12 protein-coding genes are annotated in these 16,413 nt (G+C 39.7%); 6 read left to right on the plus strand and 6 right to left on the minus strand.

What is annotated here, in order from left to right; translation table 11 throughout:
• The first annotated feature begins 207 nt into the window (after positions 1 to 207).
• The 3 genes from H5122_RS01990 to H5122_RS02000 all read left to right on the plus strand — a co-directional run bounded on the left by H5122_RS01990 (position 208) and on the right by H5122_RS02000 (position 3,493).
• Positions 208 to 1,251 carry a flavin reductase family protein gene (locus H5122_RS01990; RefSeq protein ID WP_182681430.1) on the plus strand — a complete coding sequence of 348 codons (1,044 nt, stop codon included), beginning with the start codon at positions 208 to 210 and terminating at the stop codon, positions 1,249 to 1,251.
• Positions 1,248 to 2,300: an acyl-CoA desaturase gene (locus H5122_RS01995; RefSeq protein WP_182681126.1), complete on the plus strand. Its 1,053-nt coding sequence runs from the start codon at positions 1,248 to 1,250 to the stop codon at positions 2,298 to 2,300. The genes H5122_RS01990 and H5122_RS01995 overlap by 4 nt, the downstream gene beginning before the upstream one ends.
• Before the next feature lie 191 nt (positions 2,301 to 2,491).
• Complete coding sequence (locus H5122_RS02000; RefSeq protein ID WP_262501086.1) at positions 2,492 to 3,493, plus strand: branched-chain amino acid aminotransferase; 1,002 nt, start codon at positions 2,492 to 2,494, stop codon at positions 3,491 to 3,493.
• An 81-nt stretch (positions 3,494 to 3,574) separates the two neighbouring features.
• Here the strand turns inward: H5122_RS02000 and H5122_RS02005 are convergent, their stop codons facing one another.
• Both H5122_RS02005 and H5122_RS02010 read right to left on the minus strand, forming a co-directional pair.
• Positions 3,575 to 6,145: a TonB-dependent siderophore receptor gene (locus tag H5122_RS02005; protein ID WP_182681127.1), complete on the minus strand. Its 2,571-nt coding sequence runs from the start codon at positions 6,143 to 6,145 to the stop codon at positions 3,575 to 3,577.
• Positions 6,146 to 6,657: 512 nt separating this feature from the next.
• Complete coding sequence (locus H5122_RS02010) at positions 6,658 to 6,972, minus strand: DUF962 domain-containing protein (protein WP_182681128.1); 315 nt, start codon at positions 6,970 to 6,972, stop codon at positions 6,658 to 6,660.
• A gap of 163 nt (positions 6,973 to 7,135) precedes the next feature.
• Between H5122_RS02010 and H5122_RS02015 the strand changes: the two genes are divergently transcribed.
• Positions 7,136 to 9,292: a prolyl oligopeptidase family protein gene (locus tag H5122_RS02015; protein WP_182681129.1), complete on the plus strand. Its 2,157-nt coding sequence runs from the start codon at positions 7,136 to 7,138 to the stop codon at positions 9,290 to 9,292.
• A gap of 97 nt (positions 9,293 to 9,389) precedes the next feature.
• Here H5122_RS02015 and H5122_RS02020 read toward each other — a convergent pair whose 3' ends face one another.
• A complete protein-coding gene (locus H5122_RS02020) occupies positions 9,390 to 10,682 on the minus strand; it encodes an anti-phage deoxyguanosine triphosphatase (protein WP_182681130.1) in 1,293 nt (430 codons plus the stop codon).
• 248 nt (positions 10,683 to 10,930) lie between these two features.
• On the opposite strand from H5122_RS02020, the gene H5122_RS02025 reads away from it, so the two are divergent.
• Complete coding sequence (locus tag H5122_RS02025; RefSeq protein ID WP_182681131.1) at positions 10,931 to 11,737, plus strand: glucosaminidase domain-containing protein; 807 nt, start codon at positions 10,931 to 10,933, stop codon at positions 11,735 to 11,737.
• Entirely contained in the window at positions 11,730 to 12,398 is a 669-nt protein-coding gene (locus H5122_RS02030) for a DUF2987 domain-containing protein (RefSeq protein ID WP_404936270.1), read from the plus strand. Before H5122_RS02025 ends, H5122_RS02030 begins: the two co-directional genes overlap by 8 nt.
• 64 nt (positions 12,399 to 12,462) lie before the next feature.
• Here the strand turns inward: H5122_RS02030 and H5122_RS02035 are convergent, their stop codons facing one another.
• From H5122_RS02035 to H5122_RS02045, 3 genes are all read right to left on the minus strand, one after another.
• The gene (locus H5122_RS02035; protein WP_182673459.1) at positions 12,463 to 13,467 is read right to left on the minus strand and encodes a LacI family DNA-binding transcriptional regulator; all 1,005 of its coding nucleotides are present in this window, start codon (positions 13,465 to 13,467) and stop codon (positions 12,463 to 12,465) included.
• A 62-nt stretch (positions 13,468 to 13,529) separates the two neighbouring features.
• Positions 13,530 to 14,852, minus strand: a complete 1,323-nt coding sequence (locus H5122_RS02040) for a glycoside-pentoside-hexuronide (GPH):cation symporter (RefSeq protein WP_182681132.1) — start codon at positions 14,850 to 14,852, stop codon at positions 13,530 to 13,532.
• A gap of 46 nt (positions 14,853 to 14,898) precedes the next feature.
• The gene (locus H5122_RS02045) at positions 14,899 to 16,227 is read right to left on the minus strand and encodes a GH1 family beta-glucosidase (protein WP_138489230.1); all 1,329 of its coding nucleotides are present in this window, start codon (positions 16,225 to 16,227) and stop codon (positions 14,899 to 14,901) included.
• Positions 16,228 to 16,413: the final 186 nt, after the last annotated feature.

The raw sequence follows: 16,413 nt of genomic DNA on the forward strand, positions 1-16,413 counted from the left end.
TGAGTTGAATGAAAAATGCACACATACATATTTTAAAATTATCTCTTCACAGGAAATTGTTTAAGCAAATTGCGCTAATAAAAATTGAATAATTACTCTATAGGGGTTGAAAACTAAAAATTTCAGCGTACACTTGTGCGCTGAAGTTTGAGCGTACACGTGTAAGTTCAAACGTTAAGTATTTTACGATCCAAGAGATTAATAGTGATGATAATTAAAGTATTAAACCAATTTTCAAAATGGTTTTTACACCATCAAAGTTTTGCAGGCTACATAGAGCCAATAATGCAGGTATTTAAACCTGCATGGCGTGCAGGGCAGTTTAGAGCGCAAGTAGTTAGTACCGCTGTGCTTGATGGCGGTTTTTTAAGTGTGCAACTCAAACCAAGTAAACAATGGCAGGCGCATACATCAGGGCAGCATATAAGTTTAACTGTTGAAATTAATGGGCGATTATTAACACGCGTTTTTACCGTGGCCTCAAGCGCTCAACAATTTAAAAATACTGGGTTAGTGCGTTTACTAATCAAAACAAATACGCAAGGGCGCTTTACTGGCTTACTTAGTAGCGCATTAAAAGCGGGGTTGTGGTGCAATATTTCTGCGCCAAGCGGCGACTTTGTATTTAAAAACACACACACGCCAGCCACTTTTATTGCCGGTGGGTCGGGTATAACACCTATGCTGGCTATGCTTGATGATTACTTAAGCCAAACTACACAAAAAGTGTCGTTAGTGTATTACGCTAAAGCTACTGAGCATCAATGTGTTGATGAGCTGAGTGAGTTAGCGGCTCAGTTTGAGCATTTTTCGTTTTTATTATTAACGCGTGAGCAATCAAGCGATATAACCAGCAATATTAAGCCGTGGGAAAATCCAGACATTTACTGCTGTGGCCCTGCCGCATTTATGCAAACGGTGAGCGATTTTGCTAAAACGCATAAGCTAAATTACTACCAAGAAGCCTTTGGTTTGGCGCTGCCTAGCTTAAACGACAATAGCCAATTTAATGTAAAAATTAACGCCAGTGCCCATGTTGTATCGGGCAACGATGTTTTACTACCCCAGTTTGAAGCAAAACAATTACCGGTTAAACGCGGTTGCGGTATTGGTATTTGTCATCAATGCCAATGTATTAAAAAGTCAGGCGTGGTACGTAATTTAAAAACAGGTGAATTGAGTGACAACGGCGAGCAGTTAATACAACTTTGCGTAAGCCAACCTGTTAGTGATTTGGAGTTACAATTATGAAAAACATTGACTATGACATGCTCGCAAGCGAGCTAGATGCCATTAAAATGGACACCCTTGGCAAAGTTGGCCAACAAGATGCCGACTATATTCGCTCTGTTGTGCGCAAACAGCGAGTGTGTGAATGGAGCGGGCGAATTTTGCTAATGCTTGGTTTTATTCAACCATTATTGTGGGTTGCAGGTGTGTTGCTATTAGCGCTTGCTAAAATTTTAGACAATATGGAAATTGGCCACAATGTAATGCATGGTCAATACGATTGGATGAACGACAAGCAACTTAACTCACAACATTATGAGTGGGACATAGCGTGCGATGGGCAAAGTTGGCACCGCGTTCATAACTTTGAACACCATACGTATACTAACATTATTGGTAAAGACAGAGACTTTGGTTATGGCTTGTTACGTTTAAGCGATGATTTTAAATGGCGCTTTAAAAATGTATGGCAGTTTTTTACGTATATTAATTTAAGTGTGTTATTTCAGTGGGGCGTGTCGTATCACGAGTTAGCTGCAGAGCGTGTTTTTATTGGTAAAAAGAAAGAAAACCGCGAAGGGCTCGTATCGCATTCAACACTAAAACATCGCTTTTTTAGTAAAGGTGCTCGCCAGTTAATTAAAGATTATGCGATATTCCCGTTACTTGCAGGCCCATTATTTTTATGGGTATTAGCGGGTAATTTAGTGGCAAACTTAATCCGTAATTTATGGACGTCGACCATAATATTTTGTGGTCACTTTACTGAAGAAACGCAAACTTTTAAACAAGAAGACTGCGTAAACGAAACGCAAGGGCAGTGGTATTATCGCCAAGTACTGGGCTCATCTAATATTAAAGGGTCGCATTGGTTTCATGTTTTAACGGGGCATTTGAGCTGCCAAATAGAGCATCACTTATTTCCAGATATGCCGTCTTCGCGCTATCAAGAAGTTGCACCTCAAGTACAAGCCGTTTTGAAAAAACACGGTATTGATTACCATACAGGTAGCTTTTTTAAACAGTATACCTCGGTGTTAAAACGTATTATTAGGTATTCGTTCAAGTAAATTATTTACCTTTAAGAATCGGCTAGTGCAACTGCATTAGCCGATTTTTTTGTTTATAGCACCCAATGCGGTTGATTAGTAAACAGCACTTGCAAAAATTTCTCATAGTTAATTAAAAAAGCCTTACTTTAGCTATGGTTAAATAGCGTGTGATTGTCATACAATGGAAGAAAATAGACCACACAAGAGAGATTAAAATGGCCGCATTTGGTACCGTGTTTATGCCGCAGATGATTCAAGCTCGTTTTTCTGATAATAAATGGAGCGAAAGCTCAATTGTCCCTTCCGATAAACTTGAACTTCATGCTGGTGCGCACGTTCTTCATTATTCAAGTACATGTTTTGAAGGCTTGAAAGCCTTTCGCCATGAAGATGGTTCTGTTTATCTTTTTAGAATGGATGCAAACATTGCACGCATGCAACAAAGCTCAGCGCTATTAAGCTTACCGAGTTTTGATGGCGATATGCTAAAAACGATGATTATCGATATTATGCGTGAATACGCAGATGAAACGCCATTACCACCGGGCTCTATGTATATTCGCCCAACTCATATTGGTACTGAGGCGGCAATTGGTAAAGCAGCTGCGCCATCAATGAGCTCGCTTTTATATACGTTACTATCGCCAGTAGGTGATTACTTTGCAGGTGGTGCAACTGCACTGCGCGTACTGCTTGAAGAAGATGGCATGCGCTGCGCGCCACACATGGGTATGGTAAAAAGTGGTGGTAACTACGCCAGTGCTTTAGCACCTATTAGTGCTGCACGAACTAAGTATCAAGCAGATCAAATTTTATTTTGCCCAGGTGGCGACGTACAAGAAACCGGTGCTGCTAACTTTATACTTATTGATGGCAACGAAATTATTACTAAAGCGCTTGATAGCACGTTTTTACATGGTGTAACGCGTAATAGTATTTTAACCATAGCCAAAGATTTAGGTATGACGGTAAGCGAGCGTAACTTTAGCGTTACTGAGCTATTAGAGCGTGCTGCTAAACCAGGTACTGAAGCGGCGCTTTCGGGCACTGCTGCTGTACTAACTGCGGTAGGTACGTTTATTCATAACGATAAAGAATACAAAGTAGGTACTGGCGAGCCAGGCCCAACGACTGCGCGCCTTCGCCAAGCATTGAACGATATTCAATGGGGTAAAAGTGAAGACAAGCACGGTTGGTTAACTAAAATCTAATTATAGATTTAATAGCAACTCGCATTAAAAAGCCACCTAATCGGTGGCTTTTGTGTGTTTGGTTACTTTAAGCTGTGCTTATTAAAACTTCATTTCTATTTTGCCGTACACGTAGCGTCCGTTAAATCCATACGGCGAGAAGCTAGAGTAAGCAAATAAACGCGAGAAGGTTGTTAAATCGTCAACATTTTCACGGGTTGCGTCTGGGTAAACATCAAAAATGTTATTAGCACCTACGCTCAGCGATACGTTGCTAGTAAGCGAATAGGCTACATCTAAGTCGGTTATCCATTTAGGCTTTAACACTTCGTTACGTTCTGGGTTATCTGAAGGGTCTTGAGTTTCTCCGTAACGTGTTGTTCTAAGCGTGGTACGAATATCATCGTTAGTCCATGTTGCACTTAAATTGTATTTATTACGCGGTGTACTTACTTCAAAACGACGTAGTTCGTTACCAGAGAATAAGTTGTCTTGATCAAACCCTGCACCTTGTAGCTCTGCTGGTGGGTCAATTATATCGGTAACTTCATTTTTACCGTAGTTATAACCTAAGTTAAAGGCAACATCGCCGTAACCATCGGTTGCTACATTATAAGAAGCGACAACATCAACACCGCGCGTTTTACTGTCAATTGCGTTTAAGAAGAAACGACCTTGGTTAGCGCCTGTACCTTCAAGAAGTTGCTCAATAGCAGCGCCCGATAAGTTGTTTGATAGCACAATGCGGTCATCAATTAATATTTGGTAGTAATCAACCGATAAGCTGAAATTAAAGTCGGTAGACCATGTAAAACCAACACCGTAGTTTGTTGCTTCTTCAGCATCAAGACCCGGTGAGCCCAGTGCTTTTGCTACATCGCTGCTTGGTGCAAAAGTGCCGGTTTCGGTTGGTTCGCCATCAACAAATACAGTGGCCACTGAGGTAAAGTATTGTTGCTGCAAAGAAGGGGCTCTAAAACCAGTAGATACAGAAGCGCGCAGCGCTAGGTCTTCAGTTAATGAATAACGAGTCGCAACTTTACCGTTAAGTGTATCGCCAAAGTCTGAGTAATCTTCATAACGGGCGGCAACCGCTAAATTCCAATCGTCGGTTAGGTAGGTTTCAAGGTCTATATACAAGCTCACGTTGTGGCGGCTATTGTCGCCCTCTGATTCGGGTGTAAATCCCGGAAATACTTGTGCGCCCGCTGCGCCAAATGGGCCATCAACAGGGTCGGTTACTGCGCCGCCTGGGCCAAATGACCCTTGTGCATATGATGCTTCTTCGCCTGCATCGATTTGATATCCTTCGCGGCGATACTCAGCACCTACAGCGACACTTACCGAGCTTTCTAAAAAGCTGACGTCTACTTCGCGACTAAAATCAACGTTTAAAGTGAGCTGATCGTAAGTAAGGGTGCCGGCATCAAAGCTTGTTTGGCTAGTCGGGCCGTATGAGGTATTCAAGCTATTTATTACACCAAACTCAAATGCATCTTGACCATATACGGCCGATACATCGTAATTCCATTCACTTACAAAACCTTTAGCGCCAAGTGCCAGTGAAAAGTCATCTATGTTTGAGGTGATAACAGGCAAAAAGCCATCAGGATAAACTTCTTCTATATTACGGCTATCGCTTGCACGGCGATAAAAACCGCCGCCTTCGCCTTCACGTTTGCTGTAAGAGCCAAACGAATATAAATCTACTTCGTTTGTTAATTGATACCCCGCGTTATAAAACACTGAAAAGTCTTCTACATCGCCATTACCAAAGTTATGGTTATATCGATTTACGTTAAGTTCACGTGGGTCGAGAGAGCCATCATCTAATCGTGCGTAGTTTTCACGATTATCGTAGTCAGAGCGGTTAGTTGAATGGCGGTCGCGGTATTCTGTTGAAATGTTTAAAAAGCCATTATCGCCAAGTTCAAAACCCATATTACCTTGCAGCGTTAGTGTTTGGCCGTCTGTTAAAGAGCGATCGCCCCCTTCGGTAAAGGCTAAATTACCATCACTGCCTTCAGATACAGACTCAAGCTGTGGTACACCGTCCATTTCTGTTATGTTAGCACCATATATAGCCGCCACTGAGCCACCGCTGCTGGCACTTTTAAGCACAATATTAATAACACCGGCTATAGCATCAGAGCCATATTGGGCTGCTGCACCATCACGTAATACTTCAATGCGGTCGATAGCATTTGCTGGAATAGCATTTAAATCAACTGATGATGAACCACGACCCGTTGAGCCATTTAAGTTAAGTAATGCATTGCTATGGCGACGCTTACCATTAACAAGCACTAAAGTGTGATCAGGTGCTAAACCACGAAGTTGAGCAGGGCGTACATGGTCACTACCATCAGTAAGTGATGCTTGCGGGAAGTTAAAGCTAGGTAATAAATTGCTAAGTAGGGCATTCGTTTCAGTAAAGCCTGAGTTTTTAAGTGCATCTGCACCAATTATATCGATGGGTACTGCACTGTCTTCTACTGTACGGCCTAATCGGCGAGAGCCAATTACGCTTATTTGTTCGATGTTTTCTTCTGCTTTGGTGTCTTGCTCTGCAGCATTTACTGAGAGCGAACCAAGTAGCGCAGCTGATGCACTCATGGCGAGTAATATTCGTGGTACCGACTGCTGTAATTTAAATAACGGTTTTCTATTCATGCTGTATTTCCCCATACCCATTGAATTATTTTAGTTTTGAACAAAAAGATAAAGATTAAACCTCTTTGTTACCTTGAACATATACTTAATTAACAAAGTCAGTCAATTGAATAACATTCAATTAATTTAGGTGTTTTTATAATTACATTTGATTGTTTTTTATAATGACCATTGTTTTAGTTATATAGCGAAGGTAATTGCTAAGTAATTGATGGATAGTGAATTATATTTAAAAATTAAATTTAACGTTTGGTTAACTGGTAAGATGAGGTTGATGGGGCTAATCAGTCACAAGTAGGAAGCCATTCTTATTGGGCTGGCAATAAATAGCTGTTAAGTTATAAATATTTTTTAAAATTTAAATTACAAAATAACCCATCAAATGTTAACCAAATTAACATTTAATGGGTGTACTATAAATTATGTACTACTTATTCGAACCTATACTTTAAAGCACGAAGCAATTTTGTTTTTATAAGTAATTGGTATAAAAAATAGTGCTAAAAATAGTGTTAAAATTTAATTTTTCCAACAAGCATATCTTTAAACATTACCCAATCTCCCCACAAACTGTAAAAAGGGTGTTTAAAGGTAGCAGGGCGGTTTTTTTCAAAAAAGAAATGCCCGATCCACGCAAACCCATATCCAATAACAGGTAATAGCCATAATAAACTGTATTGTTGTTTTATTAATGCTATTGCGCTTACAGCAAGAACAAGTGTACTACCTATAAAATGTAAGCGGCGGCAAGTCACGTTGCGGTGCTCTTTTAAATAATAAGGGTAGAAGGCTTTAAAGCTTTTAAACGTGGGGTTTGTACTTTGCATAGTGTGCTCTTTTATTGTTTTTTATTTTATGAGGGTAGTGCTATTAAAGCGTAAGTTTACATTTGTTTACAGCGATAAATGGCGCTTAACGCATCTAAATAGACAAAAGGGCTAAAAGTTAATAACTTAGGTGCACTATTAATAAATAAGAATGGAACTCAGGATGTTTAAACATACTCTAGCGTGTGCTGTAATTGTAGCGCTTAGCGGCTGTTCAGAGCCAACTAATACGGTAACTCAAGAAGAAGTAAAAGCACCTATGAAGCAAGTTAACGCAGTTATATACCCAGAAACAAAAAAAGGCGATGTAGTAGATACCTACTTTGAAGAAGCGGTTAGCGACCCATATCGTTGGCTTGAAGATGATATGAGCAGAGAAACTGCCGATTGGGTTAAAACGCAAAACAATTTAACGTTTTCTTATTTAGAACAAATCCCTTATCGCGATAAGTTAAAGCAGCGCCTTGAAAAACTAATGAATTACGAAAAAATAGGCCCTCCTTTTACTGAAGGCGATTACACCTATTTTTATAAAAACGATGGTCTGCAAAATCAATATGTTTTGTACCGCAGTAAAGATGGCGGCGACGTTGAAGTATTTTTAGATCCAAACAAGTTTAGTGAAGATGGTACGACGTCTATGTCGGGTTTATCGTTTTCAAAAGATGGTTCATTGCTCGCATATCAAATATCTGAAGGTGGCAGCGATTGGCGTAAAATTATAGTTATTGATGCACATACTAAAGAGCAAGTTGAAGAAGCGCTTGTTGACGTTAAATTTAGTGGCATAGAGTGGCTTGGCAACGAAGGTTTTTATTATTCAAGTTACGAAAAACCTAAAGGCAGTGAACTTTCGGCTAAAACAGATCAGCATAAAGCGTATTACCATAAGTTAGGTACTGCACAATCTGAAGATAGTGTTGTATTTGGTGAGACTGATGACCAAAAACATCGCTATGTAGGCGCGGATGTAACTCATGACGGCCGCTACCTACTTATTTCAGCTAGTACGTCTACTTCAGGCAATAAGCTGTTTATAAAGGACTTAACAAAGAAAAACAGTGAGTTTGTAACGGTTGTTGGAAATACTGATTCAGATACATCAGTGATTGATAACGAAGGCAGCAAGCTGTTTTTAGTTACTAATCTTAATGCACCGAACAAAAAAGTAGTGACGGTTGATGGAAGCAACCCGAGCCCAGAAAATTGGGTTGATTTAATTCCTGAAACCAAAAACGTACTAAACCTTACAAAAGGCGGCGATACCTTTTTTGCAAACTACATGGTTGATGCGATTTCGCAGGTAAAACAGTACAACAAAAAAGGCGAGCTAATTCGTGAAATTACATTGCCAGGCGTAGGTACAGCACGTGGTTTTGGCGGTAAAAAAGATCAAACAACGCTTTATTATTCGTTCACTAACTATAAAACACCAGGTACTACTTATACGTTTGATGTAGCTACGGGTGAATCGGGTGTTTATCGTAAGTCGGCTATTGATTTTAATAGTGATGATTACACGTCTGAGCAGGTGTTTTACACCTCAAAAGACGGTACTAAAATACCGATGGTAATTACCTATAAAACAGGCATTAAGCTTGATGGTTCTAACCCTACAATTTTATACGGTTACGGTGGTTTTAATATTAGTTTAACGCCAAGCTTTAGCCCCGTTAATGCAGTATGGCTTGAGCAAGGTGGTGTGTACGCCGTTGCTAATATTCGCGGTGGTGGTGAGTACGGTAAAGACTGGCATAATGCAGGCACTAAATTGCAAAAGCAAAATGTGTTTGACGACTTTATTGCCGCAGCTGAGTATTTAAAAGATAAAAAGTACACGTCTAAAAAGCGCTTAGCACTTCGCGGTGGATCTAATGGTGGTTTGTTAGTTGGCGCAGTGATGACGCAGCGCCCAGGCTTATTTCAAGTGGCTCTACCTGCTGTAGGCGTACTTGATATGCTGCGCTACCATACATTTACTGCGGGCGCTGGTTGGGCATACGACTACGGTACGAGCGAGCAAAGCAAAGAAATGTTTGAATACATTAAAGGTTATTCACCACTTCATAATGTAAAAGCAGGTGTTGAGTATCCAGCTACTATGATCACAACTGGCGATCATGATGACCGCGTTGTTCCTTCGCATTCGTTTAAGTTTGCAGCTGAGCTTCAAGCAAAGCAAACAGGTAATAACCCAACGCTTATTCGCATAGAAACCAATGCGGGGCATGGCGCAGGTACTCCAACGAGTAAAACAATTGAGCAGTATGCTGATATATTTGGTTTTACGCTATATAACATGGGCGTAGAGTCGTTATAAAAGCGCTTTAACAAAATAGCTAACTTTAATAGCTGAGCAAAAAGGCCGAGTAAATTTAATTTACTCGGCCTTTTTAATGTTAGCAGTTAGCAGTTAGCTACTGCATAGGTGAAAACAATCGTTGATACGTTTTATAAGCGTACTCGTCGGTCATTCCGCTCAAATAATCGCAAATTATACGCATCCCTTGGTTTTGTTTTTGCGCTTCTATGTATTGTGCTTGTGTTGTTTCGGGCAATAAACGCAGCGGATCGCTAGCAAACGCGGTAAATAACTCTATTAGTAAGTTTTGACCTTTGAACTCTATTTGCTGCATTTCGGGGTCGCGTATTAAACGTTGAAACACAAAATGCTTAAGTATTTGCAATACACTGTCGTATTGGGCATCTAATTTAGCGGTGTACTTTAAAATAGGGCATTCAAAGTTATCGTTTTGAATATCCAAATGTATATGAATAATAAAGGTATTAACCAGCTCACCTATGGCATCTTTTCGCTCATAATCATTTTTTGAAAACAAGCGCTGGGTCAGCGATTCAAGCATGGTGTTTAACCAGTCAAAGTTAAGTGCTTTTAAATGAGGTAAAGCATGAGTTTGCCAATCGTCTAATGTGAGTACGTGAGTTGCAATGGCATCTTCTAAGTCGTGTACGGCGTATGCTATATCGTCGGCATGCTCCATTATGGCGCTGTCGAGCGATTTATAGGTTGTTTTAGCGCGGTACTTATCAATTGCAGCGTGGTTGCCAAGCAACGTTTTATCGTTTTGACTCAGTGGTTCTACTATCCAATTGAATATGGTTGCATCGTCGTTGTATAACCCTTTGGCAGGTCGCCAATCATCAGCTTTAATAAATGCACGGCCTGTTGTTGCATCGGGAATGGTATGCCAAAGCGTATTAATAAACGCGGGGTATTTTATAAAACCTAATAAAGTACGACGAGTTAGGTTCATACCGTGGCCATTACTGTAAGGCTCAAGTTTTGCAACTATGCGTAGTGTTTGTGCGTTACCTTCAAAACCACCGTGATCGCGCATCATGTAATTTAGCGCTATTTCACCACCATGGCCAAAAGGCGGATGGCCAATATCGTGCGCCAAGCACAATGTTTCGAGCAGTCCAGTTGATGGAAAGTGCGTAAAGTCGCTATGTTGCGCTTTTAAATGGCGCAATATGCCGGTACCAATTTGCGACACTTCTAAAGAGTGAGTAAGGCGAGTGCGGTAAAAGTCGTTTAGGCCAATACCCATAATTTGGGTTTTAGCTTGCAAACGCCTAAATGCAGCTGCATGAATAATACGCGAACGATCGACCTGCCACGGCGAGCGGTTATCGTTAGGACGATGTTTATATTGCTCTATTATTCGGCTTTGCCATTGTTTATCCATACTGCTTACTCACACATAGTTAATATTATTAAACTTTGCTCAGTATACCCATGGACTTATAAATTGCGAATGAACAAATGCATTACATAGGCTCTGTTTTATCTAAAACCCAAACACATTGCTGAAAATTCAACCGTAAAAGGTCATCAAACCCCAGTTATTCGCGTTTATAAAGTGGCTTAGGTATAATGCGCCTTCGTATGCTTGTGTATTAACCATGCATAGTTGTTGTTTCAAAGAGAGAATACATGCTAAAAACGATTTTTAATCTTTTACTAACCGTGTTTTTTGTGTGGGCGCTTGCATATCCGTTTATACAAAATGATGATGTTGAGCTAGATGAACAAACGTCAGAACAACCAAAAAAAGTGAAGAAAAAAGAAAAACCATTACATAATGTAAAACTGCCAAAATTTTCAGAATTTAGTGATGTTAAAGAAAAAAAACATGCATTTTTTAGCTTTATTCGTCCGCACGTTGAAGCCGAAAACAAAAAAATATTACAGCAACGCGCTAAGCTTGAGATAGCACGCATGATGCTACAAAACGAATTACCTTTAGAAAAAAAGCAAAGCAAAGATATTGCAGCAATATTAAAGTCGTACGGCTTACCAACCACCATTGATACGCTAATACTTACGCAAGCACTACGCCGTGTTGATATAATTCCTAAAGAATTAGCGCTTATGCAAGCTGCAAATGAATCTGCGTGGGGCACATCGCGTTTTGCGCGTATTGGTCTTAACTTTTTTGGTCAGTGGTGTTACACAAAAGGTTGTGGCATGGTCCCAAAACGCCGTAATACTGGAGCTGCACACGAAGTTGCTGCGTTTAAATCGGTAAGAGCTGCTATAAACTCCTACTTTAAAAACATAAATACGCATCCTGCTTATAAAGATTTGCGCGCAATACGTGAAAACTTACGTCTTGAGCAAAAACCAATTTTAGCGACTGAACTTACACATGGTTTAATGTCTTACTCTGAGCGCGGTGAAGCGTATATAGAAGAGCTAAACACGATGATTAGCCAAAATAGAGCCTACTTTGATGAATAAATACATTTTTAATTGCACCAACGCCATTGCGTTAGTGCTGCTGGGCATGAGTGCATTTAATGTTAATGCAAGAGAATTTGTTATGTCGTATGACGGTTTTTATGACCGATTAAAAGTTGTTAACAAAGGCGACTTCCAATATGCGCGAGTTAATTTTTATATAAGTGATATAGCAACTAATGAAGCGTGTGCAATAAAAAGCGGTACTATTTTAACCGAAAAAAACGAGTATCCGCTCAACTTTACCGATAAAGCACAGCTACTATTACCGTTCGATAAACAACTTGATAGCGATAAAGCGGTGATTGTTGTTCAGCCACAAAACCCTGAACATGATTGCCAATTAAAGTTACAAATAGAAGCAAACGAACTTGAAGATTTAACATTTTCAAAGCAGTCGTTATATACCATTAACGAAGAACTTGATGAGCTGTTAACTGATTTATCGGGCTTTTTTGTAAGTAAATTAATGTGGTTTTTATTACCAGAGCAAAAGGGCGTGGCGGTTACATTTAAAAGCCCAATGCAATTTGATGATAAGGGCATAACGTGCGAAAAGTCTGTGTGTTATTTTGCAGTTAAAGATAACTGGGAAGATGATACCGCGTCACTTGGCGATATATCGCAGGTTATTAAAGTAACGCCTTGGATTGTTAAGTAGCTCACATATAAAAAGCGGCATTTAGCCGCTTTTTTGTACCAAAATTAGTATTCGCTTTTAGTCTTTATTTGATAAGTGGTGCAGATGAATCACGCTGCATTAAAGTAGGTTCAAAAAAGCGATTTATAACAAGGTTTTTATTTTGATAAACATCTTTAAGCACTAATTTAGCAGCCATTTCGCCCATTTTTCCGATCGGATTATCAATCGTCGTGAGTGTAGGGTACAGATAATTTGCAAAAATAACGTTATCAAATCCAACAATCGATAAATCGTTTGGTAAATTATAACCGTGCTCTCGAGCATATTTCATAGCACCGGAAGCCATTTCGTCATTGGCGCACACTAGTGCAGTAAAGCTAAGCTTTTCATCAATAAAATGTTTTAAGCCTGTACTACCACCGGTTTCGTTAAAGTCCCCAATGTAATAAAGCGCAGGATCAAATTTAATACCAGCCTCTGTGAGTGCTTGTTTATGACCCTCTAAGCGGTTAAAAGCATCGGCTTTAAACTGCGGACCTGCAATGTACGCTATTTGTGTATGGCCTTGATTTAATATCGATTTAGTGGCTAGGTAGCCACCTAATTGATTATCTAAACTGATACAGTTATCTTTTAATTGCTCTACGTAACGGCTCATTAAATAAACGGGCGTAGAGCCTTTACTTAGTTTTATTAGGTAGTCGTCTGAAACGGCTTCTACGTGCAAAATAATGGCATCGCAGCGTCTGCTAATTAAAAACTCAATGCCTTCTTGTTCTTTGTCTTCTTCACTGTGCCCGGTGGTAATAATAACGTGTTTACCCGCAGCTCGAAGCTCCGACTCAATACCTGCCATCATTTGGGCAAAGAAAGGACCATGTAACTCAGACACTAAAATACCGACACTGTTAGTACAGTTAGAGGCTAAAGATTGCGCTATTGAGTTAGGCTTGTAGCCAAGCTGCTCCATGGCATCAAGCACTTTTTGTTTGGTTTTATCGCTTACACGGGTATTTTTGTTCATCACGCGAGAAACGGTGGCTAACGATACGCCCGCAAGCTCTGAAACTTGATAAATTGTTGCCATGCTAATTGTTCACTCGCTTATCCTTAACTACTTCGGCTAAATAATACCTTAGAGTATATATCTTAACTAGTTGTTAGTTTAGATTGAATATTTTCAACAACCTGATTAGTCAGTGTATATTTTTTCATTATGTAGGCAACAAACAATGAGCCTAAAGCAGGTAGTACAGTGAATGACAGTAAAATACCGTGCTGGGTATCAAGAGTTTGTACTGCATCGGCCTGATAACTGTAAAAAGATAACAACCAGCCTGCAATTGCGCCGCCTACAGCCACGCCCATTTTAATAAAAAATATAACGCCTGAATAAACCAAACCCGTAATGCGTACCCCTGTTTTTTCATGCCCGTAATCTATGGTGTCAGCCATTTTTGCCCACAACAACGGGGTTGCCATATCTAAAAAGAATTTCCATAAAATAAAGGCAGTAAATGCGAGTACTAATTGATCTTTACTAATAAAGTAACTAAAACCACAAATAGCGGCGGCAATAACTTGTAAGCTTATATAGGCCTTTATTTTACAAAAGCGCTTTGCAAGTGGTTGAGCTAAAGCACACCCTACCATGCTGGCTGCAACACCTAGTGTCATAAATAAGGTGATTAAATCGTCTCGACCTAAATAGTATTTTACGTAGTAAACAGCAAGCGTAAGCCTTAATACTTGACCGGTAAGTAAAAAGAACGCAGCTAAGCAAAGCGTTCGCCATTGATCGTTTTTAATTAATGCTTTAAGACTTTGGGCAAAAGGAATGTTTTGCTCTTTTGGCTGTTGTATACGCTCTTTTGTGCCTAAAAAACAAAGTATAAACAGTACAAAGCCTAAAATGCTCATTGCAGTCATGGTGTATTGATAGCCCTTAGCTGCATCGCCTTGGCCAAAGTACTCAACCATTGGCATAGTACAACCCGCTACTATTACACCGCCTAACATACCAAATACAAAGCGGTAAGACTGAATAGTCACGCGCTCTTTTACGTCGCTTGTAAGTACACCGCCCAGTGCACAATAAGGAATATTGATAGCGGTGTAAGCCACCATAAGCAGTGTGTAAGTAGTAAAGGCGTAAATTATTTTATCGGTGCCTTCTAAATCAGGCGTAGTAAACGCTAAAATACTAATAATGGCAAAAGGAAGTGAAAGCCAAAGTAGGTAGGGGCGAAAGTGCCCCCAGCGCGTATGTGTTTTGTCAGCAAGGTTGCCCATTAATGGGTCGGTTACGGCATCAAAAATACGTACTGCTAAAAACATAGTACCGACAACAGCGGGTGATAAACCCACTACGTCTGTGTAGTACAGCATTAAAAACATCATAACTGTTTGAAAAATAATATTACTGGCGGTGTCGCCTAAGCCATACGCTATTTTTTCTTTTACACTGACCATGATTATTTATCCCGCTTTATACTTGTTTTTAGTTATGGGTATGCTCTTATCTTTTAGAGATGAGTTCTTTATAAGCTAAGCCACTGTTTTTAATAGTGCGTTGCTGGGTTTTATAATCTACATACACAATACCAAAACGTTTTAAATAGCCTTCTGCCCATTCAAAGTTATCCATTAGGCTCCAAGCAAAGTAGCCATGTATAACAACACCTTGTTCAATTGCATTATGAACCGCGTTTAAATGAGTATTATAATAACTTAAACGGTCTAAGTCGTTAACTTCACCATTATTATACGTATCGGGCATTGCTGCACCATTTTCGGTTATATAAATAGGCGGTAAGGTGTATGTTTTATTAAGCGATACGAGCAAGTCAGTGAACGATTGCGGGTAAATTTCCCACCCCATATCAGTTAGCGGGCCTGTAGGTGCAATAGGCTCATAAATGTCAGTAGGGTGCGCTTTATAAACTTGGCGGGTATAAAAGTTAATACCTAAGTAATCAATAGATTGAGAAATTAGTTCCATATCGCCCTCAAGAATCTCAGGCTGATGGTTTAATGGTAATTGATTAATTATATCAGGATATTGGGCATCAATTATTGGTTTTATATACCACTGATTAAGATAGTCGTCTGCAAATGCAGTGGCTTTTAAGTCTTCATCACTTTGAGTAAGGCTATAACACGGCGTAAAGTTAAGCACTATGCCATTTAATGTATTAGGCGAGTTTTGCTTTAATACGCTCATAGCGAGTCCGTGGGCTAATAATAAATGGTGCGCTGCTTTACGGCCATATTCTTTACCCACTTTACCTGGGGCATGAATACCAATTTCGTAACCTAAAAACGCACTACAAAATGGTTCATTCAATGTGGCGTAAGAGTGAACGCGATCGCCAAAGGCTTTGGTAATTAAATTTACGTAATGTTCAAAAGCGTAAGCTGTTTGTCTGTTAAGCCAACCGCCTTCATCTTCAAGATGTTGCGGTAAATCCCAGTGGTACAAAGTAACAAAGGCTTTAATATTGCGACGTTTTAGCTCATCTAAAATATCAGTATAAAACTTCACGCCTACAGGATTTAACTTTGCGTCTTGGGTCATCACGCGCGGCCATGAAATAGAAAGCCTGTAAGCATCTACGCCAAGTGACTCAATAAGGTCTATATCATCACGCCAAAGGTTATAATGATCGCACGCGGTATGACCGTCTGAGCTATCGACTATTTTATTGGGCGTATCGCAAAAAGTGTCCCAAATACATGGGAGACGATCTTGTGATCCGCCTTCTATTTGAAAAGAAGCTGTGGCCACACCGTATACAAAGTTTTTAGATAAAAGCGGTGAATGGGGTGGTAGTGATAATTTTGTCATTAATAACAAACCTTTTGTTAGTCATTTACAGAGAAATCAGCTCTGTGTTTTTGCTTAATTAATGCTGTATGAGGGTACAAAAAATAAAAAGTGTTGAAATATACAGCTTGTTCGTATTTAATTGCATATGAAAGCGCTTACATTTAAGGTTAGTGTTTATTAATTCTTAGGTCAACTCTTTAATGC

It is taken from the genome of Pseudoalteromonas sp. SG43-8, assembly GCF_014164245.1.
Classification (GTDB): Bacteria; Pseudomonadota; Gammaproteobacteria; order Enterobacterales; family Alteromonadaceae; genus Pseudoalteromonas; species Pseudoalteromonas distincta.